General features: G+C 67.3%; 22 protein-coding genes. 9 read left to right on the top strand and 13 right to left on the bottom strand.

Annotated elements, in window-relative coordinates; all coding sequences use genetic code 11:
- Positions 1-22: 22 nt before the first annotated feature.
- Positions 23-817: a TetR/AcrR family transcriptional regulator gene (locus tag ACT3SZ_RS11905; protein ID WP_444618879.1), complete on the bottom strand. Its 795-nt coding sequence runs from the start codon at positions 815-817 to the stop codon at positions 23-25.
- Positions 818-887: 70 nt separating this feature from the next.
- Between ACT3SZ_RS11905 and ACT3SZ_RS11900 the strand changes: the two genes are divergently transcribed.
- The 3 genes from ACT3SZ_RS11900 to ACT3SZ_RS11890 all read left to right on the top strand — a co-directional run bounded on the left by ACT3SZ_RS11900 (position 888) and on the right by ACT3SZ_RS11890 (position 3091).
- Positions 888-1868 carry an ATP-binding cassette domain-containing protein gene (locus ACT3SZ_RS11900; RefSeq protein ID WP_444618877.1) on the top strand — a complete coding sequence of 327 codons (981 nt, stop codon included), beginning with the start codon at positions 888-890 and terminating at the stop codon, positions 1866-1868.
- Complete coding sequence (locus ACT3SZ_RS11895) at positions 1865-2647, top strand: ABC transporter permease (RefSeq protein ID WP_444618875.1); 783 nt, start codon at positions 1865-1867, stop codon at positions 2645-2647. The genes ACT3SZ_RS11900 and ACT3SZ_RS11895 overlap by 4 nt, the downstream gene beginning before the upstream one ends.
- 102 nt (positions 2648-2749) lie before the next feature.
- Positions 2750-3091, top strand: coding sequence for a hypothetical protein (locus ACT3SZ_RS11890; RefSeq protein WP_444618874.1), 342 nt, complete (start codon positions 2750-2752; stop codon positions 3089-3091).
- A gap of 68 nt (positions 3092-3159) precedes the next feature.
- Here the strand turns inward: ACT3SZ_RS11890 and ACT3SZ_RS11885 are convergent, their stop codons facing one another.
- Entirely contained in the window at positions 3160-4041 is an 882-nt protein-coding gene (locus ACT3SZ_RS11885; RefSeq protein WP_444618873.1) for an ArgP/LysG family DNA-binding transcriptional regulator, read from the bottom strand.
- A gap of 70 nt (positions 4042-4111) precedes the next feature.
- Here ACT3SZ_RS11885 and ACT3SZ_RS11880 point away from each other — a divergent pair, with 70 nt between their 5' ends.
- Positions 4112-4867, top strand: a complete 756-nt coding sequence (locus ACT3SZ_RS11880; protein WP_444618871.1) for a LysE/ArgO family amino acid transporter — start codon at positions 4112-4114, stop codon at positions 4865-4867.
- 19 nt (positions 4868-4886) lie between these two features.
- Here the strand turns inward: ACT3SZ_RS11880 and ACT3SZ_RS11875 are convergent, their stop codons facing one another.
- Entirely contained in the window at positions 4887-6284 is a 1398-nt protein-coding gene (locus ACT3SZ_RS11875; protein ID WP_444618869.1) for a DoxX family protein, read from the bottom strand.
- A gap of 192 nt (positions 6285-6476) precedes the next feature.
- On the opposite strand from ACT3SZ_RS11875, the gene ACT3SZ_RS11870 reads away from it, so the two are divergent.
- Complete coding sequence (locus tag ACT3SZ_RS11870; RefSeq protein ID WP_444618868.1) at positions 6477-7538, top strand: glutathione S-transferase C-terminal domain-containing protein; 1062 nt, start codon at positions 6477-6479, stop codon at positions 7536-7538.
- A gap of 18 nt (positions 7539-7556) precedes the next feature.
- Here the strand turns inward: ACT3SZ_RS11870 and pntB are convergent, their stop codons facing one another.
- From pntB to ACT3SZ_RS11835, 7 genes are all read right to left on the bottom strand, one after another.
- A complete protein-coding gene (gene pntB, locus ACT3SZ_RS11865; protein ID WP_444618866.1) occupies positions 7557-9059 on the bottom strand; it encodes a Re/Si-specific NAD(P)(+) transhydrogenase subunit beta in 1503 nt (500 codons plus the stop codon).
- Between the two features lies 1 nt (position 9060).
- Complete coding sequence (locus ACT3SZ_RS11860) at positions 9061-10623, bottom strand: Re/Si-specific NAD(P)(+) transhydrogenase subunit alpha (protein ID WP_444618865.1); 1563 nt, start codon at positions 10621-10623, stop codon at positions 9061-9063.
- Positions 10624-11002: 379 nt separating this feature from the next.
- On the bottom strand, positions 11003-12520 hold the full coding sequence (gene gatB / locus ACT3SZ_RS11855) for an Asp-tRNA(Asn)/Glu-tRNA(Gln) amidotransferase subunit GatB (protein WP_444618863.1): 1518 nt from the start codon (positions 12518-12520) through the stop codon (positions 11003-11005).
- Positions 12521-12531: 11 nt separating this feature from the next.
- A complete protein-coding gene (locus ACT3SZ_RS11850) occupies positions 12532-13554 on the bottom strand; it encodes a bile acid:sodium symporter family protein (protein WP_444618861.1) in 1023 nt (340 codons plus the stop codon).
- A gap of 265 nt (positions 13555-13819) precedes the next feature.
- Entirely contained in the window at positions 13820-14848 is a 1029-nt protein-coding gene (locus tag ACT3SZ_RS11845) for an ATP-dependent 6-phosphofructokinase (protein ID WP_444618859.1), read from the bottom strand.
- A gap of 10 nt (positions 14849-14858) precedes the next feature.
- On the bottom strand, positions 14859-16265 hold the full coding sequence (locus tag ACT3SZ_RS11840) for a DHA2 family efflux MFS transporter permease subunit (protein ID WP_444619042.1): 1407 nt from the start codon (positions 16263-16265) through the stop codon (positions 14859-14861).
- Between the two features lie 63 nt (positions 16266-16328).
- Entirely contained in the window at positions 16329-17000 is a 672-nt protein-coding gene (locus ACT3SZ_RS11835; RefSeq protein ID WP_444618857.1) for an NUDIX domain-containing protein, read from the bottom strand.
- A gap of 105 nt (positions 17001-17105) precedes the next feature.
- On the opposite strand from ACT3SZ_RS11835, the gene ACT3SZ_RS11830 reads away from it, so the two are divergent.
- Genes ACT3SZ_RS11830 through ACT3SZ_RS11820 form a run of 3 tightly spaced genes read left to right on the top strand, consistent with a single transcriptional unit; the run spans position 17106 to position 21396 of the window.
- Positions 17106-18974: an ABC transporter ATP-binding protein gene (locus tag ACT3SZ_RS11830; protein ID WP_444618855.1), complete on the top strand. Its 1869-nt coding sequence runs from the start codon at positions 17106-17108 to the stop codon at positions 18972-18974.
- Positions 18971-20725, top strand: coding sequence for an ABC transporter ATP-binding protein (locus ACT3SZ_RS11825; protein WP_444618854.1), 1755 nt, complete (start codon positions 18971-18973; stop codon positions 20723-20725). The genes ACT3SZ_RS11830 and ACT3SZ_RS11825 overlap by 4 nt, the downstream gene beginning before the upstream one ends.
- A 29-nt stretch (positions 20726-20754) precedes the next feature.
- Positions 20755-21396: a TetR/AcrR family transcriptional regulator gene (locus tag ACT3SZ_RS11820; protein WP_444618853.1), complete on the top strand. Its 642-nt coding sequence runs from the start codon at positions 20755-20757 to the stop codon at positions 21394-21396.
- A gap of 10 nt (positions 21397-21406) precedes the next feature.
- Here the strand turns inward: ACT3SZ_RS11820 and ACT3SZ_RS11815 are convergent, their stop codons facing one another.
- The 3 genes from ACT3SZ_RS11815 to gatC are packed head-to-tail and all read right to left on the bottom strand — an operon-like array spanning position 21407 to position 23614.
- Positions 21407-21742 carry an MmcQ/YjbR family DNA-binding protein gene (locus tag ACT3SZ_RS11815; protein WP_444618852.1) on the bottom strand — a complete coding sequence of 112 codons (336 nt, stop codon included), beginning with the start codon at positions 21740-21742 and terminating at the stop codon, positions 21407-21409.
- A gap of 38 nt (positions 21743-21780) precedes the next feature.
- Positions 21781-23280: an Asp-tRNA(Asn)/Glu-tRNA(Gln) amidotransferase subunit GatA gene (gene gatA / locus ACT3SZ_RS11810; protein WP_444618850.1), complete on the bottom strand. Its 1500-nt coding sequence runs from the start codon at positions 23278-23280 to the stop codon at positions 21781-21783.
- A gap of 28 nt (positions 23281-23308) precedes the next feature.
- A complete protein-coding gene (gatC, locus tag ACT3SZ_RS11805) occupies positions 23309-23614 on the bottom strand; it encodes an Asp-tRNA(Asn)/Glu-tRNA(Gln) amidotransferase subunit GatC (RefSeq protein WP_301442071.1) in 306 nt (101 codons plus the stop codon).
- A gap of 184 nt (positions 23615-23798) precedes the next feature.
- Here gatC and ACT3SZ_RS11800 point away from each other — a divergent pair, with 184 nt between their 5' ends.
- A complete protein-coding gene (locus tag ACT3SZ_RS11800; protein WP_444618848.1) occupies positions 23799-24458 on the top strand; it encodes an amino acid-binding ACT domain protein in 660 nt (219 codons plus the stop codon).
- Positions 24459-24483 lie beyond the last annotated feature (25 nt).

Here is a 24483-nt window from a genome sequence, read left to right as displayed (position 1 = left end):
GGGTTTCAGGAGGCAGCAGCAGTCAGCGGGCCAGCCGGTGGAGCACACCGTCGAGAATGACCTCGAGTCCGTATCTGTAGACCGCGGTCGGGTCGGTGACCGCCTGGTACTTCTCCCCCACCGCGGTTCCGACGCGTCCGGACACCGGGAAGTCCTCGTCCTTCATGACCTGGGACAGGACCGGTGCGTTGACCTGCCACCAGTCCGCGTCACTGACCCCAGTGTCCCTGGCGAGGTCTCGGGCGTTCACGCTCGCCGCCGCACTGGCCACGGCATGGGACTCGACCAGTGAGATGGTGTGATCCATGGCCACGTCGTCCAGTCCGCACCCTTCCACGGCGGTGAGCTGCCATTCGTAACGACGCGACACATTCGGCCCGAGCAGGGGCCGGTGGCGCTGGGCGTTGAGCAGCCAGGGGTGCTCAAGTATCTCCTCCCAGGCGACGGCCGACACCATGCGGAGTCTCTCGGCCACGCTGTGCGGATCCGTGGTCGCACCGTCGAACGACGGGAGGTCGACGCGTCCCATGACCTGGTCGACCATCAGCCCGAGGAGCTCGTCGCGACCGGGGATGTAGGTGTACAGCGTGGCAGCAGAGGTGTCGAGCTTCTCCGCGATCCGGCGCATGGAGAGTCCCTCGACACCGCTGACACCGGCGGCGTCCGCCTCGGCGATGGCGGTGTCCACGACCTGGTCAACAGACCACTTCTTCCGTGGGCCACGCGCGCCGGACTCCTCGCCAATCTCGTGGCGCCACACCAGTCGCAGCATGCGGTCAGGTTCAGGGGCAGTGACGTTGTGGCTCTCGGAATCCATGTTGACAGCTTACTCCGAACGGCGTACGTTAAAACATCCTCGTAACTTCGTACACCGTTTGGAGTTTATTGTGCCCTCGGCTTCCCCTCCCGCCATCCACGCTGAATCGCTGGTCAAGACCTACGGCGACCACCGCGCGCTCGACGACTTCACCCTCACCGTCCCCGCCGGCACCATCCACGGGCTACTCGGACCCAACGGTGCCGGCAAGACGACCGCCGTCGGCGTCCTCACCACTCTGACCACCCTCGACAGCGGGACCGCCCGGATCGCCGGCACCGATGTCCGCGACGGGAACGCCCTGCGCTCACGCATCGGCCTGGTCGGTCAGTACGCCGCCCTGGACGAGGTCATCGGCGGACGCCAGAACCTCGTCATGTTCGCCCGACTGCTCGGACTACGCCGACAGGACGCCCGGCGTCGTGCTGACGAACTCCTGGAACAGTTCTCCCTGACCGAGGCCGCTGACCGGGCGGTATCCGGCTACTCCGGCGGCATGCGCCGACGCCTCGACATCGCCGTCTCCCTCATCCGCGAGCCGGACGTCCTCTTCCTCGATGAACCCACCACCGGACTCGACCCCCGCGGACGCGTCGACGTGTGGGACGCCGTGCTGCAAACCGCCCGCGCCGGCACCACCGTGCTGCTGACCACCCAGTACCTCGAGGAGGCTGACCGCCTCGCCGACCGCATTTCGATCATGAAGGACGGACGGGTGATCGCCGAGGGAACACCGGACGAACTCAAACGCAGCCGCGGCGGTGACCGGGTCGACGTCACCTTCCCCTCCACCACTACCAAGGCCGAGGTCGAGGCCGCCGCCGAATGGCAGTCACTGACAGAGTCCCCGGACGGGATCCACGCCAGCGTGCCCGCACCACGCGGCACCGCCGACATGGTCGATCTCATCCGACAACTCGACGAGGCGAACCTGTCGCCCACCGACGTCGCACTGCGCCGTCCGACCCTCGACGAGGTCTTCCTCTCCGTCACCGAGACCCCGACTGATCCCTCCACCCCGACCATCCCGAACCCCGAGGAGAACCGATGAACAGCATCACCAGCGGCATGATCCTCACCACGAGGGAACTGCAGCACTGGCGCCGCCAACCCCTGACCCCGGTGTTCAGCATCCTGTTCACCGTGATGCTCCTGCTGATGTTCGCCCTGCTCTTCGGCGGGTCGATCGAGCTGCCCGGCGGCGGGGACTACATCGACTACCTACTGCCCGGCATGATGGCCCTGTCCATGATGTTCGGTGTCGAGGCGACCACCACCGCCATGGCCAACGACGCGAAGAAAGGCATCACCGACCGCTTCCGCTCGCTGCCGATCGGAGATGCCTCCGTCGCGCTCGGACGCGCCGGCGCGGACATGATCACCTCCGCGGTGGAACTCGTCGTCCTGGTCATCGGCGGGCTCCTGCTGGGGTGGCGGATCACCGGAAGCCTCCCCGAGGCGGTTCTGGCGATCGCGCTGCTGCTGTGGTTCCGCTTCGCCGTGCTGTGGATCGGTATCTTCCTCGGTTTAACCCTGGGCAGGAACGAGGGGGCTGCCACGGCGGTGCAGGTCCTGGTCTGGCCGATCGGGTTCCTGTCCACCGCCTTCGTATCCCCGGAGTTCATGCCGTCCTGGTTGGAGCCCCTGGCCACCTGGAACCCGGTGTCGGCCACGGCCACCGCCGTCCGCGAGCTCTTCGGCAACCCCACCGGGCTCACGGGCGGGGCGCTGGCCGACCATGCCGTGCTGGCGGCGTTGTTGTGGCCGTTGGCACTCGTGGCGGTGTTCCTCCCCTTGTCGTCCCGCGCGTACCGTCGGCTGAGGCGCTGATTCCAGAAATCCCGGTGCGCTGCGCCCTACTCCTGCGCCGACCCCGAGCGCCCCACTAATCTCGATGTCCCAGGCCCCTACCGACCGAACAGAGGAGCCAGCATGTCCTCCGGGAACTCCGAGCACGAACGGATGTTGTACCGAAATACCAAGGTCTACGCGGTCCCGGACTCCCTCGACGACCTGCGCGGACCCACCGGTGGCATGTTGGACGTTCCCCAGTCGATCCACTGGGCGAAGAAGGGCGGCAGCACCGTCGATCTGTCGACCCCCGGTGGACGCTCCATCGCCTACGGTGCCGCGCTAGGGGAAGGCACCATCGAGGATGTGTGCTCCATCATCAACAAGGACCACCTGATCGCGGACTGGCCGAGGATCCCCAAGGCAATCCGCACACAACAGTTGTGGGAGGACCGCTTCTCCGAGCTGCGGCACAGAACCTGAAACCCCACTCAGATGTTGGTCTCCGGGATCGGGACCACCATCTGCGTGGGGTTTCAGGAGGCATGGCCCTACCCCAACCCCGCAGCCGCGGCGGCGTGCACGGCGTCGGTGAGCACGCCGAGGGTGTCGGACTCCAGCCGCCAGTGCTGCCAGTACAGCGGCACCTCGATGACGTCCTCGGTGAGCCGCACCATCGTGCCAGCCGACACATAGGGCCGCGCGGCGGACACCGGTACGAGCGTCCACCCGAGCCCGGCGACGACGGCGTCGTTAAGCCCCTCGAAACTGGGGATCCGGGAGACCCGACGGTCGGCGCGCGGGGTGACCTCGCGGGGCACCAGAACACCATCGGTCATCCGGTCGTGCGGTCCAATGACCAGCAGCGGAAGACCCGCCCACGCGGAGTCCCCCTGCTCGGCCAGGCCGCGGTGCAGGGTCTCGGCGAGCCCCGGGGAGCCCACCGGCCAGTAGTGCAGCACACCGAGTTCCTCGACCACACATCCGGCGACGGGTTCGGCCTCGGCAGTGACCACACCCATGCAGTCGCCACGGCGCAGCATGGCCAGGGAGCGTTGCTCGTCCTCCACGGTGAGTTCCAGCGAGATCCCGCCGGACGCAGCCACGTGCCCGAGCACGGGACGAAACCACGTCCCCAGCGAGTCGGCGTTGACGCCCACACTCACGGGCCGTTCACTGATCTGGCCGCGCAGCCGGTCGTCGGTCTCAACCTCGAGCAGCCGCATCTGCCGTGCACTCTGCACCAGCACTTCCCCGGCGCCGGTCACCCCGACCGGTGACGTCCGACGCACCACCACGCGCCCCACGTCCGACTCCAGCGCCTTGATGCGCTGACTCACCGCCGACGGACTCACCCCCAGGCGCGATGCGGCGGCCTCGAAACTCCCCTCATCGACGACGAGCAGCAGTGTATCCAGGTGACGTGGGATCATGAAGCACATCTTAACTGTGCCCAGTTCTGCTTGCTTGTCTTCACTTCGCCCGGTTCCTAGGCTCTGGCGGGTGACCTACGATTCCCTCCTCCCCGCACTCAGGATCGCCCTCGCTGGCATGGTCTTCCAGCTCTCCGTGATCGCCGCCGTCGGCCCGCAGAACATCGTGCTGCTCAAACAGGGCGTGAAACGCTGGGGCGTGGGCCTGGTGATCAGCGTGTTCATCGTGGGCGACCTCATCCTGCTGCCCGCGGGCACCGCCGGCGTCGCCGTGGTCACCGACAAGTTGCCCGTACTCATCGAGATCCTGCGCTGGGGCGGCGTCGCCTACCTGCTCTGGTTCGCCTCGACGTGCCTGCGCGACGTGCGTCACCCCACCGCCATCGAAGGCGTCGAGCCGGCGTCCGAGCACACGCAGGACGCCGGGAGCGCGCTATCCCGCGACGTCCTGCCCGCCGGCGGCGGCCAGGTGGCCACCAAGACGCGTCCCGCCCCCACCCGGCAGGACGCCGCGCAGCGACTGCGCCGACTGCGCCGTCCCCGCGCGCTCTCCGCCCTGCCCACCGCACTGGCGGTGACATTCCTCAACCCGGCGGCCTACGTCGACGGCATCGTGGTGTTCGGCACGATGGCCAACCAGTACGACCCCGGCAAGTGGGTATTCACTGCCGGGGCCTTGGTCGGGTCCGTCCTGTTCTTCGTGGTGGTGGGCTACGGGGCCCGCCTACTGAGTCGTCCGTTGTCCAGTCCCGGGGTGTGGCGCTGGATCAACCTGGGCATTGGACTGCTGATGATCGCCATGGCCGCCCGGCTCGCGTTGGGCTAAGCGGGCGTAGCCGGGGACGTCAGAACGGGTTGCCGCCCGAGACCGCCAGCCACAGTCCGGCGGCACCGGCCACACCGATGAGCGCGAACAGCCACGCCGACGCCAACGGCCTGGTCGCCCAGCCGCGCGAGATGTCCGCGGAGTAGCGGCCCGGGCCGGTGAACGTGAGCACCAGTCCGACGAGGGTCAGCAGACCCCAGAACTGCACGTGCGGGCTCAGGGTGTACGGCCAGTAGCCGGAGTCCCACAGAGAGAGATTATGCAAGGTCAGGAACCCGGCGACCACCACGGCCAGCGCGCTGCCGACCGGGGTGAGCAGGCCGAAGACCAGCAGACCGCCGGCCACGATCTCCGCGACCGGCAGAGCAACGGCCAGGATATCGGCGAAGTTGTAGGCCGACAGGGTCTGCTCGAAAGCGCTGATCCCCGGGTCCCCACCGAAGGCGAAGAGGGTCTGCAGACCGCGCACGATCAGCAGCGCGCCGACAACGACCCGCAGGAAGAACAGGCCCAGATCAAGCGTGCCGCGCTTTGCCTCGGGCTCGGCCGAGACGGTCGAGACGGGCTCGCCGTTCTCGTCCACTGCCGTAGCGGCGTCCTCCTCGCCGGACGCCACGACACCGGCGGTACCTGCAGCACCCGCAGTACCAGCAGCGCCGGCAGCAGTCGGGGCGAAGACCGCGGTCGCGCCCTCCCCGGCATCGGCCGGGGCCTGAGCCGGATTCTGGGACTCGGTCGGCTCCGGGATGGCAGAGCGACGCGGCGTCGCAGCAGCACCCGCAGCGCCCAATCCACCGCCAAAGGCGAGTGTCTCGTGGCCGGATTCCTCAGAGTCGGGTACATCCTGCGAGGTCTGCGTGCCGTAGGCAGGGTCGGCGGACGCGGCGGTGAACACTTCGGTGCGTGAGTCGTCGCCGCGCGGCTCGATCTTCTGCGGACGCGCACGCCCGGACACCGCGTAGATGTCGCGCTTCGGCCGGGGAGCCTCAATGTCCTCTGCGTCCTCTGCGTCTGCAGTATCGGCGGTGTCGGCAGTGTCGGCAGTGTCCGGCTTCTCCGAATCGACCGAGTCGATCGAGTCGCTCGAGTCGTCCTTCACGACGGACTCGTCCGGCGCGTTCTCATCCGACGCAGCATCGGTCACAGGCGCACCCTGCTCCTCGCGCGCGGGCGACACCGGCCCCACGGAGAGCGGACGGGTTGTATCGGGCACGTCGATGGCGTCCACCGAGTCGATCGCCTCGAAGAGGTCGTCGTCGGTGTGGTCCACCCGCCCGGCGGACTCCGACGCGTCGACCGCGTCCGTAGCGTCGCTACTGTCCTTGCCGACGACGGCGTCCTTTGCGTCCTTACTGTCCTCGGCGACCGAGTCTCCCGGGTCGCCCGGTTTCGCCGGCTTCCGGTCAAACAATCCCATGGTCTCCCACCTTCTGCGCCTCCGGTGTGGTGACCTCTGGCGCGGCGATCTCGTGCTGGTCTCGTGCTAGTTCATGTGCTCGTCTCCGCATGGATACGTGCGTCAAGCCTAGGCTAGAAACCACGCGTCACAGCGGAGGACGAACGGTATGTCGCACCACCGCAACCACGAACACACAAAATGGAGGACACCATGGGATACGTCGCCAGCGGGGCCGAAGGCTTCGACCGGGACATGAGCTACATCGACGACCGCGTCGTCGCCGACACCGACGGGTTCGACGCGGCGAGCACCGCGTCCGGCAAGGGCATCGCCTGGCCCGTGACGGCAGGACGCTACCGCCTCGTCGCGGCGCGCGCGTGCCCGTGGGCGCACCGCGCGGTGATCGTCCGGCGACTGCTCGGCCTCGACGGGGCCGACTCCCCCGAGGCGCCCGCCCCGCTGAGCCTGGGGCTGACCGGGCCCACCCACGACTGGAAGTCGTGGACCTTCGACCTCGACCCCGATTCCGTGGACCCGGTGCTGGGCGTCGGACGCCTGCGCGACTGCTACCTGCACCGCTACGCCGACTACCCCAAGGGCATCACCGTCCCCGCCCTGATCGACATCGACTCGAAGGCCGTGGTCACTAATGACTTCCGCACCATGGTGCGCGACTTCGTCACCGAGTGGACCCCGCTGCACCGCGACGGTGCCCCGGACCTCTACCCCACCGAACTGCGCACCGAGATCGACGAGATCGCCGATCGGGTCTTCCGCACCGTCAACAATGGCGTCTACAAGTGCGGATTCGCCGGGTCCCAGGACGCCTACGAGAAGGCCTTCGGCGAACTTTTCGACACCCTCGACATGCTCGAAGAGCGCCTGGCGACGCGCCGCTACCTCGTCGGCGAGCACATCACCCTGGCCGACATCTACCTTTACGTGACCCTGGTCAGGTTCGACATGGTCTACCACGGGCACTTCAAGTGCAACCGCTACACGATCTCCAGCAGGCCGAACCTGTGGGGCTACCTGCGAGACCTGTTCCAGACCCCCGGCTTCGGCGACACCACCAACTTCGGCCAGATCAAGGACCACTACTACATCGTCCACACAGACGTGAACCCCACCGGGGTCGTGGCCGTGGGGCCAGACCCGGCGGGGTTCACCACCGCCCACGACAGGGGGCGGCTGGGCGGATCACCGTTCGGTGACGGTAGCGCACCGGCGGCACCGCGTCCGGAGGACGTCCGGGACGGTGACGGTGCCTGACGGTGACGGGGCGTCCTCCTAGAGGGCGGAGGTGATCGCCTCGACGGACTGCTTGGCGTCGCCGAGCAGCATGTCGGTGTTGTCGTTGAAGAACAGCGGGTTCTGCACGCCGGCATAGCCGGAGCCCATGGACCGCTTGAACACGACGACCTTGTTGGCCTCCCACACCTTGAGCACCGGCATGCCGGCGATCGGGGAACCCGGCTCCTCGGCGATGGGGTTGACCGTGTCGTTGGCACCGATGACCAGGACCACGTCCACGTCGGCGAAGTCATCGTTGACCTCGTCGAGCTCCAGGACGATGTCATAGGGCACCTTAGCCTCGGCCAGCAGCACGTTCATGTGGCCGGGCAGACGACCCGCAACCGGGTGGATGCCGAAGGTCACGTCGATACCCTGCTCACGCAGCTTGGAGACCAGCGAGGCGACCGGGTACTGCGCCTGGGCGACGGCCATGCCGTAGCCCGGGGTGATCATGACCGACTTCGCGCCCTTGAGCAGCTCGGCGGTGTCCTCGGCCGTGACCTCGGTGTGCTCGCCGTAGTCGCGGTCGTCGCCAGCAGAGGTGTCGGCGCCGAAGCCACCGAGGATCACCGAGATGAACGACCGGTTCATCGCCTTGCACATCACGTAGGACAGGTACGCACCGGAGGAACCGACCAGCGAACCGGTGATGATCAGCAGCGGGTTGGCCAGCATGAAGCCGGCGGCCGCGGCGGCCCAACCCGAGTAGGAGTTCAGCATCGAAACCACGACGGGCATATCGCCACCGCCGATAGCGGCGACCAGGTGCACGCCCAGGGCCAGGGCCAGCACGAGCATCACGCCGAGCACGGTCCAGGACAGTGCCGCGTTGTCGGTACCGGCGGCGATGAAAACGCCCATGCCGACCAGCGACACCACGATCACGGCGATGTTGAGCAGGTTGCGGCCGGGCAGCATCAGCGGCGAACCGCTGATCTTCCCCGACAGCTTCAGGTAGGCCACGATCGAGCCGGTGAGTGTGACCGCACCGATGAAGATGCCCAGGTAGATCTCACCCAGGTTGAAGCCGGCGACGTGCTCCTCGGACTGCGAACGCTGGATGAAGGAGTTCACGCCGATGAGCACGGCGGCCAGACCCACGAAGCTGTGCAGCATCGCGATGAGCTCGGGCATGCCGGTCATCTCGACCTTGCGGGCACGCGGGATACCGATCGCGGCACCGATGATCATCGCGATGGCGATGAGGATCAGGGTGGCGAACGGGCTGTTGTAGTTCTCGGAGTCATCGGCGGAGGCCACGACGGCCTTGACGATGGTGGCGATCAGGGCGATCGCCATGCCCGCCATGCCAAAGCGGTTACCGCGCGAGGCGGACTGCTGCTTGGCCAGGCCCGCAAGAGCCAGGATGAACAGCAGAGCGGCGATGATGTAGGCCAGGTTGGTGACCTTGTCCGTCCACTCCACGACGGCGGGGTCCAGGACCCCGTTCTCGGTGCTGGTGCTAGCTGCAAGAAAAAGCTGATTGGTCAAGGTCATGTCAGTTGCCTCCCTCGAACATGGTGAGCATGCGCCTGGTGACGAAGAAGCCACCGAAGATGTTGATCGAGGCGACAACGATCGCGATGAACGCCAGGACGGCCACGGCGATATTGGACGAGCCGACCTGGAGGATCGCTCCGACCAGGATGATTCCCGAGATCGCGTTCGTCTCACTCATCAGCGGGGTGTGCAGCTTGTGGGTCACCGCGGTGATCACGTAGAAGCCGACCACGACGGCCAGCAGGAGCACCATGTACTCGTCGGCGACCTCCAGGGGGCTGACCAGCACCAGGGCGATGCCGAGGATTCCGGCGAGGATCTTCCACGGCAGGGTGGACTTCGCCGGAGCCTCCTCCTCGGCGGCAGGTGCCGCCTCGGCCTTCGGCGCCGGCGCCGGCGCGGCGGAGACCTTCACCGGTGGCGGTGGCCACAGGATCTCGGCCTGAGCGTCCTGCGCGGCGTGGGCACCGTCCTGTGCGACGTCCTGGGCCTTGGTCACGGTGATGCCGCGGACGATCTCGTCCTCAAGGTCCAGGATGGTCTGGCCGTCCTTGCCCGGGGTGACCAGCTTGAACAGGTTCACCACGTTCTGGCCGTAGAGCTGCGAGGACTGCGCGGGCAGGCGTCCGGCGAGATCGGTGTAGCCGATGATCTTCACACCGTTGTCGGTGGTGGTGACCTCGCCGGCGACGGTGAGCTCGCAGTTGCCGCCGTTGGCAGCGGCCATGTCCACGATGACCGAACCCGGCTTCATCTTCGCCACGTCCGCCGCGGTCAGCAGCACCGGGGAGGTACGTCCCGGGATATTGGCCGTGGTGATCACGATGTCGGACGCTGCGGACTGCTCTGCGTAAAGCTTCGCCGCCGCGGCGGCCTGGTCCTGCGTCATCTCCTTGGCGTAGCCGTCGTCGGATTTCTCCGAGGCGGTGGGGATGGCCACGAACTCCGCACCCATCGACTCCACCTGCTCGGCGGTCTCCGGACGCAAGTCGGTCGCCTTGACCACCGCGCCCATCGAGTTGGCCGTGCCGATGGCCGCCAGCCCGGCGACGCCGGTGCCGATGACGTACACGGTGGCCGGGGGAACCTTGCCCGCCGCGGTCACCTGACCGGTGAACAGCCGACCGAAGGTGTTCGCGGCCTCGATGACCGCACGGTAGCCGGCGATATTGGCCTGCGAGCTGAGCACGTCCATGGACTGTGCGCGGCTGATGCGCGGGACGGTGTCCATGGCGATGGCGGTCACGTTCTTCTCCGCCAGCTCGGCGACGAGCTCGTCGTTGCGCCCCGGGGCGAGCCGGGAGATCAGGGTGCCCCCGGACTTCAGGGCGCCACGCTGGTCGGCGGAGGGGGTGTCGAGCGTGGTGACGATGTCGGAGGACCAGACGTCCTCGCCGACGATCGTGGCACCGGCGGCCTCGAACTGGCTGTCGGGGAAGTTCGCCTTGTCACCTGCGCCGGACTGAACGGCTACGTCGTAGCCGAGCTTGATCAGCTTGCCGACGGTGTCAGGTGTCGCAGAGACCAAGGTTTGCGGTTCCCGGGGGATACCTATGAGCAACGGAGGGCTCCTCTGGTGCGTGGTCGAGCTTTCCGGGGCCGCGGCATGCCCACCATAGGTGTGGGTGGAGGTCGCGAGCGCGCCCGGACGTCGACCCAGTCATTGGGTACACGTATGTTAACGTCCGGTTTATTATGCACATGTAGCTGACTCGCCAACAGAGGTTCCGTGATATTGTCCGGAACTTCCCGCACATGGCCGGCAACCACCCCCGTTTTCCCGGATACAGTGCCCCCGACACTGCCTAATGTGACCTATTTAACGTTTCTACTGATAACGAAACCTCCCCCGTGTAGGGTCCCCACCCCATGCAGCGACCCCCGGGGTGAAGTCCCCGGGGGTCGATGTTTCTACGATGCGGACTAGTCGCGCACTGGTGTCAGCCGAGCTTCGTGGCGATGAGCTTGTTCACCTGTGCGGGGTCGGCCTTGCCGCGGGTGGCCTTCATGACCTCACCGACGATGGCGCCGGTGACCTTCTTATTGCCTGCCTTGTACTTCTCGACGATGTCGGGGTTGGCGGCGAGGGCGTCGTCCACGGCCTTCTCGATCGCACCGTCGTCACGGACGACCTCCAGGCCGCGGGCGGCGACAACCTCGTCGACGTCCCCCTCACCGGCGAGCACGCCGTCGACGGCCTTGCGGGCGAGCTTGTTGGTCAGCTTGCCCTCCTTCACCAGTGCGGCGACGCGGGCGACCTGGGCCGGGGTGATCTCCAGACCCTCGAGTTCGACGCCGGCCTCCTTGGCCTTCTGGGACAGGTAGGCGACCCACCAGCTACGCGCCTCGGAGGGAGTGGACCCGGCCTCGACGGTGGCGATGATCAGGTCGAGTGCACCGGCGTTGACCAGGTCACGCATCTCCTCGTCCTTGAGGTCCCACTCCTCCTGGATGCGGGCGCGGCGGATCCAGGGCATCTCCGGCAGCGTCTCGCGGATCGACTCGACCCACTCGGACGGTGCGAGCACCGGGGGCAGGTCGGGATCATTGAAGTAGCGGTAGTCCGCCATCGTCTCCTTGACGCGCCCGCGGGAGGTCGTGCCGTCGGCCTCCTGGTAGTGGCGGGTCTCCTGGATGATCTCGACATCGTTGACGATGCAGGCCGCCTGGCGCTGCATCTCGAAACGCACGGCCTGCTCGACCGACTTCAGCGAGTTGATGTTCTTGGTCTCGGTACGGGTACCGAACTCCGTGGTCCCGACCGGACGCAGGGACAGGTTGGAGTCCACGCGCATCGACCCCTGGTCCATGCGAGCATCAGAGACCTCGAGGGCCTTGACCAGGTCACGCAGGGCGGTGACGTAGGCGCGCGCGATCTCCGGTGCGCGCTCCCCCACACCCTCGATGGGCTTGGTGACGATCTCGATCAGCGGGATACCGGCACGGTTGCAGTCCACCAGCGACGCGGTCGCGCCGTGGATGCGTCCGGTCGCGCCACCCAGGTGGGTGAGCTTGCCGGTGTCCTCCTCCATGTGCGCACGCTCGATCTCGATGCGCCACGGGGTGCCGTCGTCCAGCACGATGTCGAGGTAGCCGTCGTGGGCGATGGGCTCGTCGTACTGGGAGATCTGGTAGTTCTTCGGCTGGTCCGGGTAGAAGTAGTTCTTCCGGGCGAAGCGCGAGTAAGGGGCGATGTCGCAGTTCAGCGCGAGGCCGATCTTGATGGCCCACTCAACGCCCTGGCGGTTGACCACGGGCAGCGCTCCGGGGAGGCCGAGGCTGCAGGGGTCCACGTTGGTGTTCGGTGCGTCACCGAACTCCGCCGAGGACGCGGAGAACATCTTCGTCCGCGTTGCGAGTTCAACGTGGACCTCCATCCCCATCACGGGGTCGAAGCGCTCGAGCACCTCGTCGAAGTCCATCACGTCATCGGAGTAATCGTTCACCACGGCTGTCATGGTGATTCAGTCTAGTGGATGGCGTCCGCGGCGTCGCTGGCGTGGTCCGCTCTGTGCTCGGTTCGTTGTGCCGCACGACGGTCCGATGCACGGCACAGGGCTGCGAAGACCGCACCGGACAAGTTGTGCCATACCGAGAAGATGGCACCCGGCAGCGCGGACATCGGCTCCATGTGCTGGGCGGCGAGCCCGGCGGCCAGCCCGGAGTTCTGCATCCCGACCTCGATGGCCATGGTGCGACGCACCGGGACGGGCCGTCCGGTGACCTTGCCCGCACCGTAGCCCAGCGCCAGGCCCAGGGTGTTGTGCAGCACGACGGCCACCAGCACCAGGAGACCGGCTTCCAGGAGGTTGTCGCGGTTTCCGGAGACGACGATCGCCACCACGGCGGCGATGGCGACCACCGAGATCCACGGCAGTGCCGGCAGGATCTTCTCGATCAGCCGGGGCAGCAGGAAACGGAACAGCAGCCCGGCGATGACCGGAACGAGCACGACCTGCACGATCGACACTGCCATGGAGCCGGCGTCCAAGGGCATGTACTGTCCGGCCAGCCACAGGGTGAGCAGCGGTGTCAGCAGCGGTGCGAGCAGGGTCGAGACCGACGTCATCGCCACGGACAGGGCCAGGTCACCGCGGGCGAGGTAGGAGACCACGTTGGACGCCGTCCCGCCCGGGGCGCAGCCCACGAGAACCACACCGGCGGCGATAGCGGACGGCAGGCCGAGGACCCAGACCACCAGCAGGGCGGCCAGGGGCATGATCACGAACTGTGCAACAACACCCACGATCACCGGAAGCGGCCGCTTGACCACGAGGACGAAGTCGCCGGGCTTCAGGGTCAGCCCCATGCCGAACATGATCAGCCCGAGCAGCCAGTTGGTCCACCCGGACGTCGCAGCGGACAGGTCGTCGCCGCCGAGGAAACCGATGACACCGCCGATAATCACCAGGACGGGGAAGCCCAGGGAAGCGATGTAGGCGCTGCGGTCCTGCGTTGCGGAGGAGGATGGGGATGTTGATGTAGAAGACACGGGGAGGTCAGGTCACTTTCGGAAAGAAGCCGTGAGTGCGCGCCATCTCCGTGGGCCGGGGGTGGTCGGCCGCGCGAGAACGGGAATGAACGCGGGATGCCTGATGCGGTGAGGGTCACCCTACAAGCGGGTACCCCCTCCCCTGTTCGGCAGGGGCCGGATGCACGTCGTTCACCGCTACTACCGACACAGAACCCCGCGTAGTGGTTGGTCTGACAGGATCAGACCACCAACCGCGCGGGGTTCTGGGAACGGGGCCGGGTACCTACCCGATCAGCGCGCCGACCGAATCGATACGCTGCTGCGGCACGACCTTCAGGTTGCCGACCGCCTCATCGAAGGACACCAGCTCGATACGCTCACCGTGCAATGCGACGACCTTGCCGGTCTCCCCACGCAGCGCCGCCTTCGTGGCATGCACCGCGTACCGGGTCGCCAACACCCGGTCGAACGCGGTCGGGGTGCCACCACGCTGAATGTGACCCAGCACCGTGGAACGCACATCGGTGTCCAACCGGTTCTCGATCTCGTTGGCGATCTTCGCTCCGATGTCATCGAACTTCTGATGACCGAACTGGTCCACCGCCCGGTCGCCGATGTCGAAGGTGCCCTCCTTGGGCACCGCCCCCTCGGCCACCACGATGATGCCGTACTTCTCGCCCAGCTCGAAGCGACGCGACATGCGCTTGCACACCTCGTCAATGTCGAAGGGCACCTCCGGGATCAGGATGTCGTGGGCACCACCGGCCATACCGGCGTGCAGGGCGATCCAGCCCACGTGCCGGCCCATGACCTGCACGATCATCACACGATTATGCGACTCCGCGGTGGTGTGGAGCCGGTCAATGGCATCGGTGGCCACGGCCACCGCGGTGTCGAAACCGAAGGTGTAGTCAGTGGCGTTGACGTCGTTGTCGATGGTCTTGGGCACACCGATCACCGGAAGGCCCTGCTGGTGCAGCCACTGCGCACCCTTGAGCGTGCCCTCGCCACCGATGGCGATGAGCACGTCGATACCAGCGTCCTCGAGGTTCTCGCGGATCTTGCCGATCGATGCCTTGAAGTCGGCGGTCTTGAGCCGGCCGGTGCCCAGAATCGTGCCGCCACGGGTGAGGATCCGGTCGATGTCCTCATCATCGTAGAGCTGGATGCGGCGGTCCTCGACCAGCCCCTGCCAACCGTCCTGGTATCCCACGACGGTTCCTCCACGGCCTGCCGCCGTACGGACCACGCCACGGATGACGGCGTTGAGTCCGGGGCAGTCCCCTCCACTGGTCAAGGTTGCGATGCGCATGTCACTGATCCTAGTCAGCCGACGGCTCGGCTGCGACTGTCGAGGTCCGGTGCAGGTTGTTCCTGGACAACAGGGATGACGCCACCCCCACAAGCATGGACGCGGCGGGCAGAAGCACCGCCAGCCCGAAGGCCATACCGGGATCGTCGACGGTGAGTCGCCACTGCATCATCGCCCCGACTGCCGCCACGCCGAGCACCGAGCCGAGCTGGCGGGTCTGGTTGTAGACACCGGAGCCGGCACCCATCTGGCTGAGTTCCAGGTCGCGCATCGTCGAGGCCGAATTCGGCGCCCACACCAGCGAGTTGCCCACGCCCAGGCCGAGCAACGGAATTATCGTCCAGTAGTGGCTCACGTCCGTGGACATCACCACGGTCATGCCCACGATCGACAGCCCCATCAACGCGAAGCCGGACGCACTCAGCCCCCGCGGGCTGTAGCGGTCGGTCATGCGTCCGACGACGGGCGACAGCACCAGCGCCATCGCCGCCTGCGGGACGAGCATCATGCCGGCCTCCAGCGGCGTCAACCCGTGAACCTGCTGGTAGTAGAGGGTGAACGGCAGCGGCACGCTGGCCACGGTGAAGCCCATGGCCACGATGCCGATATTGCCCAGGGAAAAGTTGCGCACCTTGAACAGACTCAGCGGCATCAGCGGGTCGCGGCCCCGCTTCTCGGCGACGACCTGCTGGCGCACGAACAGGACCAGGAGGACCAGCGACCCGATGATCATCAACCAGATCCACCAGGCCCAGTCCATCGTCTCGCCCTCCTGCAGGCCGAACACCAGCAGGAAGACGGCGAGCACGGACAGCACGATGGACAGCGGGTCGATGCGCCGCGCTGCCGGCGGGAACCGGGGCACCCACATCATCACCGCGATGATCGACAGCACACCGATAGGCACGTTGATAAAGAAGACCCACTCCCAGCCGACGGTGCCGGTAATCAGTCCACCGAGGATCGGACCACACAGGGTGGACAGTCCTGCCGTCGCACCCCACACTCCCAGTGCGGAGCCGCGCTTGTCGCGCGGGAAGATCCGGTTGATCACGGCCATGGTCTGTGGCGTCAGCAATGCCGCACCCAGTCCCTGGACGGCGCGCGCGGCGATCAGCTCCTCGACACTGCCCGACAGCCCACACCACAGCGAGGACGCCGTGAACACGGTCATGCCCACGACGTACACATTGCGCGGGCCGAAGCGGTCGCCGAGCCGTCCGGTGACCAGCAGCGGGACGGCGAAGGTCAGCAGGTACGCCGATGTCACCCAGATGACCTGGTTGTAGTCGGCATCGAGCTGGCGCTGGAACTCCGGCGTCGCCACGGCGACGATCGTCTGGTCCAGCAGGATCATGAAGAAGCCGGTGCATAGCGCGAAGAGCGCGGGCCACGCGTCCTTCGCCGGCAATGGCATCGTGGGGTACGTCGGGGCGTTCTTTTCGGTCACGTCGGACCAGTGTGCCACGAAAAGGTGTTTCTAGGCCTCCAGCATCTCCCGCAGCCCGGGCAGGGCCTCGCGGAAAGGCGGGATCAGCGGGAGCTCGGCAACCTCGTCGATGGGGCACCACGCCAGATCGGCGCTCTCCGCCGAGGGGTAGAGCTCGAGCGCGGAGTCGCAGGTCGCCAGCACGGTGGTGTACGTCCATTCGTCGACGCTGTCATCCGGGACCTCCCAACACAGTTGGCCAGAGATGGTCATCGTCAGCGGATAGCCGGTGCCAGGCTGAGTGATGCGGTGGGAGCGCACGGCCTCCAGCAGCGTCGCGCCCTTCTCGACGGCGGCGGTAACCGGGCCGGCGAGCACCATTTCCTCTGGGGCGAGGGGCACCCGCACCAGCACGTGGGTGAGCTCTGCCCGGGAGGTGACCAGATGGTCGGAGATGTGGGTATCGGACGGGTCGACGCCGGTTTCCTCCTGCGTCTCGCGCAGCGCGGCTTCCACCACGGACTCCCCCGGTTCAACCGCCCCGCCGGGGATTCCCCAGGTGCCGCCGAAGTTGGTCCAGTTCGCGCGGTGCTGAACGAGCAGGAGGATCGTGTCGTTTTCCCTGGTGGTGAGGAAGAGGCCCGCCGCACCGAGCGTGCCCCACCGTCGGGTGCCGTCGGTGCCGACAGCCCACCCGTCACCGTGCAGTGCCTGTTGGGTCATGCCGACGAGGGTACGCCACTTCGGGCCGAGGCTCTTGTGCGGAGTCCCCGCCGGATCTACCATGAAGCCCATTCATGGTTACGGTTGCCAAACCGCAGGAGAGACATGACCACGCCACACACAGAACCGGACGCCGACTCGGAGCCTGACGCGGCACCCGACGCGGCGACATCCGGTCAGGCCGACCAGAAGGCCGGCTCGGCCGCGCTCCGGGACCTGCTGTCCCCGGTTTCCGGCCCACTCGCGGTCGGACGCCTCCTCGCCGCAGTCTCCGCGATCCTGGCCGTCGCCCCCTACGTGGCGCTGGTGAAGATCGGAGAGATCCTCCTGCGCGCCTCGACGGCCGGCAATGCGGACGGCGGCGTGAATGGAGACGCGGTCGACGGTGCAGCCGTCCAGCGGTGGCTGTTCATCCTGGTCGCCACCTTCACCGCCCGCCTCTTCGTCTACTTCATCGCCCTGACCCTCACTCACGTGGCCGACGTCCGCCTCGGCCACCACATTCGCGGTGAGCTGGTCGCCCGCCTGGCCCGTGTTCCGCTGTCCTGGTTCACCTCCACGAACTCCGGCCGCGTGCGCAAGGCCCTGCAAGACGACATCACCACCGTGCACCAGCTCATCGCCCACCAACCCGTCGAAGGAACGAATGCGCTGGTGATGCCCATCGCACTGATGGCCTACGCCTTCGTCATCGACTGGCGTCTCGGACTGCTATCCATTGCCACAGTGCCGCTGTACCTGGTGGCGAACCTGGTGATGATGCGGGGCATGGGCGAGAAGACGGTGGAGATGGACCGCAAGCTCGGCGACGTTTCGGCGCGGATGGTGGAGTTCGTCACGGGCATCACCGTGGTCAAAGCATTCGGGAAGGTCGGCAAGGCCCACGGCCGCTACCAGCAGGCGGCCGACGACTTCTACAACTTCTACTACGCCTGGTGCCAGCCGCTGATCCGGATGGCCGCATTGGGCCAGTCCACCTTGGCTGTCCCGCTGGTCCTGCTGGTCAACCTCGGCGGTGGCGCGTGGCTCGTGCACCGCGACTACGTCAGCGTCGCCGATGTCACCGCTACTGTCCTGATTGCCCTGCTCGTACCCTTTGCCATCGAGATCGGGATGAGTTCGATGTGGTCGCGACAACTTGCCGGGCAGGCCGCGCTGCGGCTCATCCAGCTCCTGCAGACCCCGACGCTGCCCGAGGGCACGGAGACAGGTACCGACGCAGGCACGGACGTCGCGTCCTCCCCCGCCAACCACGATGTCGTCTTCGACCACGTCACCTTCTCCTACGAGGGCTCGGACGTTGCGGCCGTCGACGACGTCAGCTTCACCCTGCGACAGGGCACCGTCACGGCCCTGGTCGGTCCGTCCGGCTCCGGCAAGTCCACCATCGCCACCTTGCTCGCCCGCTTCGCCGACCCGGACTCCGGCACCGTCAGTATCGGCGGTGTCCCCGTCCCCCAGGTGCCGGACTTGTACTCCCACGTCGGATTCGTCCTGCAGGATCCGCAGCTGCTGGGGGTCAGCATCAGGGACAACATCGCTTTAGGACGCCCCGACGCCACCGACGACCAGGTCCGCGCCGCCGCGCGGGCGGCCCACGTCCTCGACGAGATCGAGGCACTGCCCCACGGCTTCGACACCGTCTACGGTTCGCAATCCGGCCTGTCCGGCGGCCAGGCCCAACGCATAGCCATCGCTCGGGCCCTCCTGGTCGATGCCCCCGTCCTCATTCTCGACGAGGCCACCGCCCTGACCGACCCGGAGTCCCAGCACCAGATCCAGGAAGCGTTGAGCACCCTTGTCCAGGGCAGGACCGTACTCCTCATCGCGCACCGCCCCGAGGTCATCACCGGGGTCGACCAGATCATCCTCACCGACAACGGCAGGGTCGTCGCCGCCGGGAACCACACCGAGATGCTCGCCCATCCGGGGTACGCGCGCCTCTGGGACAACACCGAAGGACTTCACTCATGAACCTCCCGCTGACCGACATCATCCCCCGCTGCCGCCGGATGCTCGCCGACCCCGGCGCGATGCGGCGCGTGGTGGCTGTCGCCATCCTCGTCGGCCTCCTCGAAGGTGCAGCGCTAGGAGCCCTGTTACCCGCAGTGACCACCCTGGCGACTGGAGATCCCGTGTGGGGGCTCGGATTCACCGGATGGATGTGGGTATTGGGCGGACTCGCCCTGGCTACCTTCGGGGCGAACTACCTCTCCAACAGGTGGGGATACGCCATGGCCCTGGATTTCCTGCAGAATATCCACCGGCTCGTCGGCGACCAGGTGACACGTCAGCCGCTGGGCTGGTTCGCCCGGTCCCGGGCGGGCCGTCTCTCACGCATCGTGTCCACGGAGTTGATGACCACCGGCGAGATCATCGCCCACATGATCGTGCCGCTGATCAGTCGGACGGCCGCAGCTGGAGTCATCATCGTGGCGGCCTGGTTCTGGGACCCGCTGCTCGGGCTGGTCCTCACCGTCTCTGTCCCCGTATTCGCACTGCTAACGGTGGCCTCCACCGCCCTGATGCGCCGGGCCGCCCGGCGAACCACCCCGGCACAGGAGGACCTCGCCGACCGGATCGTCGAATTCGCCCAATGCCAGGGGGCGTTGCGGTCCTGCGGGCGAAGCGGCGACTTCACTCCCCTGACCGAATCGATGGAGCAGGCCCGGTCCACGAAATTGCGGGCGCTGGGAATGGAGACCGGTGGCCTGCTGCTGAGCGGCGCGGCAACCCAAGGTGTGGTCGTGGCACTGATCAGCGTGACCGGTTCGCTGGCGGTGTCCGGCACCTTGGAACCAGTTCCTGCGCTGGCCTTTATCGGGCTGGCGATGCGCTTCACAAGCACCCTGTCGGCGATCACGGAAAGCGCGATGGGTATCGAGAGCCGACGCGCCGTGCTCGACGGAATCGACGACGTCCTCACGGCCACGCCGCTGCCGGAACCGTCTCGTCCGTCCGAATTGACCGCTCCTGGCTCGGTGTCATTGGAGCACGTCACCTTTGGTTACACACCGGACTCCCCGGTGCTGCGCGACGTAGATCTGCACATACCGGCCGGGACGATGGTCGCGCTCGTCGGCCCGTCCGGGTCAGGTAAGACGACGGTGGCACGCCTGATCAGCCGCTTCTACGATGCCGAAAGCGGTGTCGTCATGGTCGGCGGGGTGCCCGTCACCGAGCAGACCACCACCCAACTGATGTCGCAGCTGTCCATGGTCTTCCAGGATGTGTACCTCTTCGACGACACCCTGCTGGAGAACGTGCGCGTAGGACGGGAGGACGCCTCGGACGCGGACGTGATTGCCGCCGCCTCCGTGGCCGGCGTTGATTCCATCGCCGCCCGGCTCGCCGACGGCTGGCACAGCCGTGTCGGCGAGGGTGGTCGTTCGCTGTCCGGTGGTGAACGCCAGCGGGTGTCGGTCGCCCGCGCCCTGCTCAAGCAGGCGCCGGTCGTCCTGCTGGACGAGGCGACGAGCGCCCTGGACGTCGAAAATGAATCAAACATCATCGCCGCAGTGGAGGAACTTCGCACCCACTCCACGGTGCTCACCATCGCCCACCGGCTGGACACCATCGCCCGCGCCGACGTCATCGTGCAACTCGACGAGCAGGGCCGGGTGGAGGCGCAAGGGACTCACGCTGAACTGCTCGCCCTCGGCGGGACGTACGCGCGTTACTGGGGCCACCTGCATGACGCGCAAGGGTGGAGGCTGGTGGAGTAGATGGCACTCTCCCCCACTACGCTGGTCCCATGAGCACCACACCTGGACAGGCGGGACGCAAGACCGGGCCGAAACCCACATTCACCGGCGACAACGTGGTGGATGCCGCGCTGGAGCTGGGCATCGCCGACTTCACCCTGTCCGCCATCGCTCGCCGACTCGAGGTCGTCACCCCAGCGTTGTACCGGGTGTTCCCCTCCCGCGACGCGGTGCTGGAGGCCTGTCTCGCCCGCGTCGCCGCCACGATCCAGCCTCCCGGGGATGACGCCGGCTGGCAGGACGCCCTGCGTCTCTGGGCCAATGAGTGCTGGCGCATGTGCGAGGAAGTGCCGGGGCTTGCCCGGACCCTGTTCTCCTACCCGGCGGCGTTCGATCACATCGAGGACCCGCTCCGCGGCTACGTCCGGGTGATCGAGGAGCACGGCAGGTCGAGAATGCAGGCAGCCTTCGCCCTGGACTTCCTCGGCGACACCGTGATGGCCACCCGGCTCGGGGTGGAGATGATGCGCGCCACCGACACCGCCGGTGTCTCGGGGCTGGAGAAGGTGCGCCAGCGCATCGGCGAGGAGCACCTCTTCCAGCCCGACGAGTCCTGGTCGGGGCGTGGATTCATGGACGTGAAGGTGAACTTCATCATCGAGGGCCTGGAGCGCAACTGGCCAGAGGTGTGAGGGGCCGAGCCTATTCGGCCGCTCGCCTCAGCCGTTTCGGGGCGCGGGCCTCCCATGCTTCGGCGAGGAGCTCGGAAAGCTCAGCGACGTCGACCTGGTCGAGGCGGACCAGGACACAGGCGTGCCCTGCGTAGTGGTCCGTGGTGAAGAACTTGCCCGGATCCGCCGCCAGCAGGAACTCACAGTCCTCGAGGCTCTCCCGCCAGCACACCAGCACGTCCGGTTCTTCGCGGAGGCGTGCGAAGATCCTACCCGCCACGTAGAACGCGGGCGTCCCGTAGCACGTGCGCTCAGCCACCTCCGGCAGGGCGGTGGCCAGGCGCCGGACATCGTCCTCAGTGCTCACTGGTCTCTCCTCCTGCCTCAGCGGTGGTTGCGGCCAGTCTAGCGCCGCCCCGCCTCGTAGGCCGCGCCCACGCGGTAGAGCCGGTCGTCGCCGTGTGCCGGGCCCATGATCTGCAGACCGACGGGCAGGCCGGTGTCGCTGGACAGCGGGCCGGGCACGGACATGCCACACACCCCGGCGAGGTTCAGCGGCAGGGTGCACAGGTCGAACAGGTACATCGCCAGCGGGTCGTCCGCCTTCTCCCCCAGCTCGAAGGCGGTGGTCGGGGTGACCGGGGAGACCAGCACGTCCACGTCGGCGAAGGCCTTGGCGAAGTCCTGGGCGATGAGGTTACGCACGCGCTGTGCCTGAAGGTAGTAGGCGTCGTAGTAGCCGACGGACAGCGCGTAGGTGCCCAGGATGATACGACGCTTGACCTCGGGGCCGAACCCTGCGGCGCGGGTCGCGGACATCACCTGGTCGGCGGAGTGCTGGCCGTCGTCGAGCTGACGCTGGCCGTAACGCATTCCGTCGAAGCGGGCCAGGTTGGAGCTGACCTCGCAGGGCAGGATGAGGTAGTAGGCGTTCAGTGCGTACTCGAAGCTCGGGCAGTCCACCTCGACGATGGTCGCGCCCTGGCTCTTGAGCTGCTCCAGGGAGGCCCGGTAGCTCTCCGCCACACCGGCCTGCAGGCCCTGCACGCTCTCGAGCTGCTTGACCACGCCGACGGTCACACCGGTCAGGTCGCCGTTGGCGCCCTGGCGGGCCGCCTCCACGACGGGGGCGACGGGACGCTCGGAGGACGTCGAGTCGTTGGCGTCGTGGCCGGCGATGACCTCGTGCAGCAGAGCGGTATCGAGCACGGTGCGTCCGGTGGGCCCACCCTGGTCCAGGGAGGACGCGCAGGCGACCAGGCCGTAGCGGGAGACCGTGCCGTAAGTGGGCTTCACGCCGACGGTGTTGGTCAGGGCGGCCGGCTGGCGGATGGATCCGCCGGTGTCGGTGCCGATAGCCAGCGGGGCCATGCCCGCGGCCAGTGCGGCGGAGGAGCCGCCGCCAGAACCACCGGCGGTGCGGGTCAGGTCCCAGGGGTTGTGGGTGGGGCCGTAGGCGGAGTTCTCGGTGGAGGAACCCATGGCGAACTCGTCCATGTTGGTCTTGCCGAGGATCGGGATGCCGGCCTCACGGATGCGGCGGGTGACCGTCGCGTCGTAAGGGCTCATGTAGCCCTCGAGCATCTTCGAGGCGCAGGTCGTCGGCGCGTCGGTGGTGACGAAGACGTCCTTCAGTGCCAGTGGGACGCCGGCGAGGGAGGACGCGACGGTGCCGGCGGCGATGTCCTTGTCCGCCTGCTCGGCGGCGGCGAGCGCCTCCTTCTCCCCCACGTGCAGGAAGGCGTGGACATCGGTGTCCACCGAGGAGATCCGGTCGAGGTGGGCGCGGGTGGCGTCGACGGAGCTGACGTCGCCGGCGTGGATCTTCTCCGCGAGCTCGGCGGCGGTCCAGGTCGTCAGGTCCGAGTCGTCCCGGGTGCCGACGGTGTAGGTCGTGTTGTTCACTTCACTCATTTCGCTGTCGTCTCGCCCTCTACTCGCCCAGGATCCGGGGAACCTGGAAGCGCTGCTGGTCCTGCTTGGGGGCCTGGTCCAGGGCCTGCTCGGCGGTCAGGGACTCCTGGGGGACGTCCTCACGCATGACCGACACCGCGCCGTCGACGTTCTGGGTGGGGTGGCTCAGCGGTTCGACACCCTCGGTGTCGACCTCGCGCACGGCGGCGACGGTCTCGACGATGCCGTCGATCTGTGCGGCGTAGTTGGTGAGCTCGTCCTCGGTCAGGTCGAGGCGGGAAAGCCTGGCGAGGTGCGCGACCTCGTCACGGGAGATCTCGGACACAGGTGGGTCCCCTTTTCATCGTTCGTGCGGTGTTCGTGCGGTACATGTGCTGTCGCAGGGTTTACCCGCACCACTCTAGTAGGACGCCGTGTCCGCGCGTGCGTCCGCCCCGGTTCGCTACAATCGTGGCGCAACGCATTGTTTCTGCTTTATTTACCCTGCCCTATCTACACTGAGGTTCACCTTGTCCTATCTGATGCGCGTCCGGCTTCCCGACGTCCCCGGCACCCTCGGGCTCATCGCTGCCACGATGGGCACCATCGACGCCGACATCAGGAGCGTGGACGTCGTCGAGCATGATCCGGACGGCTCGGTCGTCGACGACATCGTCGTCGACCTGCCGAACGGCCGCCTGGCGGACGCCCTGATCAGCGCTGCCCAGGAAGTCGACGGGGTCTACGTCGACTCGATCCGCCCGTTCTCCGGGACGGTGGACCGTCGCGGCCAGATCAGCCTGCTCGCCGAGGTCGCCCGGCACCGCCGTCGGGCGATGGGCAGCGTCCAGAAGCTGATCGACCGGCTGCCGAAGTCGATGTCGGTGCAGTGGGCGGTGATCCTGGAGTCCGGGGAGAACACCCGCCGTGTCACGGCGTCCGCCGCGGCGCCTGAGGACGACGGCCGGGTGCTGACGGAGACCCCGGTGACCGAGCCCCGTGCACTGACCGACCGGGACACCTGGGTGCCGTCGAGTTGGACGGTGATGGACTCCGCTCTGGCGGCGACCCCGTTGACCGGTACGGACTACATCCTGATCCTGGGCCGTCCGGGCGGCCCGGATTTCCTGCTCTCCGAGATCGAGCACCTCGGCGAGGTCGGCGAGATCCTCGGCGCCCTGCTGGACTGAGCGGCCTCCGCCTCGACCCAGAGGC

It is taken from the genome of Corynebacterium sp. AOP40-9SA-29, from assembly GCF_052377405.1.
Taxonomy (GTDB): Bacteria; Actinomycetota; Actinomycetes; order Mycobacteriales; family Mycobacteriaceae; genus Corynebacterium.
The sequence above is the reverse complement of the archived record's forward strand: the minus strand, read 5'-3'. Positions and strand labels throughout refer to the sequence as shown.

Coding starts and splice junctions, on each gene's coding strand:
- ACT3SZ_RS11870 (WP_444618868.1), top strand. CDS start 6,477: ATGGGATACGTCGCCAGCGGGGCCGAAGGCTTCGACCGGGACATGAGC.
- pntB (WP_444618866.1), bottom strand. CDS start 9,059: ATGACCTTGACCAATCAGCTTTTTCTTGCAGCTAGCACCAGCACCGAG.
- ACT3SZ_RS11820 (WP_444618853.1), top strand. CDS start 20,755: ATGAGCACCACACCTGGACAGGCGGGACGCAAGACCGGGCCGAAACCC.
- ACT3SZ_RS11885 (WP_444618873.1), bottom strand. CDS start 4,041: ATGATCCCACGTCACCTGGATACACTGCTGCTCGTCGTCGATGAGGGG.
- ACT3SZ_RS11875 (WP_444618869.1), bottom strand. CDS start 6,284: ATGGGATTGTTTGACCGGAAGCCGGCGAAACCGGGCGACCCGGGAGAC.
- ACT3SZ_RS11895 (WP_444618875.1), top strand. CDS start 1,865: ATGAACAGCATCACCAGCGGCATGATCCTCACCACGAGGGAACTGCAG.
- ACT3SZ_RS11905 (WP_444618879.1), bottom strand. CDS start 817: ATGGATTCCGAGAGCCACAACGTCACTGCCCCTGAACCTGACCGCATG.
- ACT3SZ_RS11890 (WP_444618874.1), top strand. CDS start 2,750: ATGTCCTCCGGGAACTCCGAGCACGAACGGATGTTGTACCGAAATACC.
- ACT3SZ_RS11825 (WP_444618854.1), top strand. CDS start 18,971: ATGAACCTCCCGCTGACCGACATCATCCCCCGCTGCCGCCGGATGCTC.
- ACT3SZ_RS11845 (WP_444618859.1), bottom strand. CDS start 14,848: ATGCGCATCGCAACCTTGACCAGTGGAGGGGACTGCCCCGGACTCAAC.
- ACT3SZ_RS11835 (WP_444618857.1), bottom strand. CDS start 17,000: ATGACCCAACAGGCACTGCACGGTGACGGGTGGGCTGTCGGCACCGAC.
- gatB (WP_444618863.1), bottom strand. CDS start 12,520: ATGACAGCCGTGGTGAACGATTACTCCGATGACGTGATGGACTTCGAC.
- ACT3SZ_RS11840 (WP_444619042.1), bottom strand. CDS start 16,265: ATGCCATTGCCGGCGAAGGACGCGTGGCCCGCGCTCTTCGCGCTATGC.
- ACT3SZ_RS11830 (WP_444618855.1), top strand. CDS start 17,106: ATGACCACGCCACACACAGAACCGGACGCCGACTCGGAGCCTGACGCG.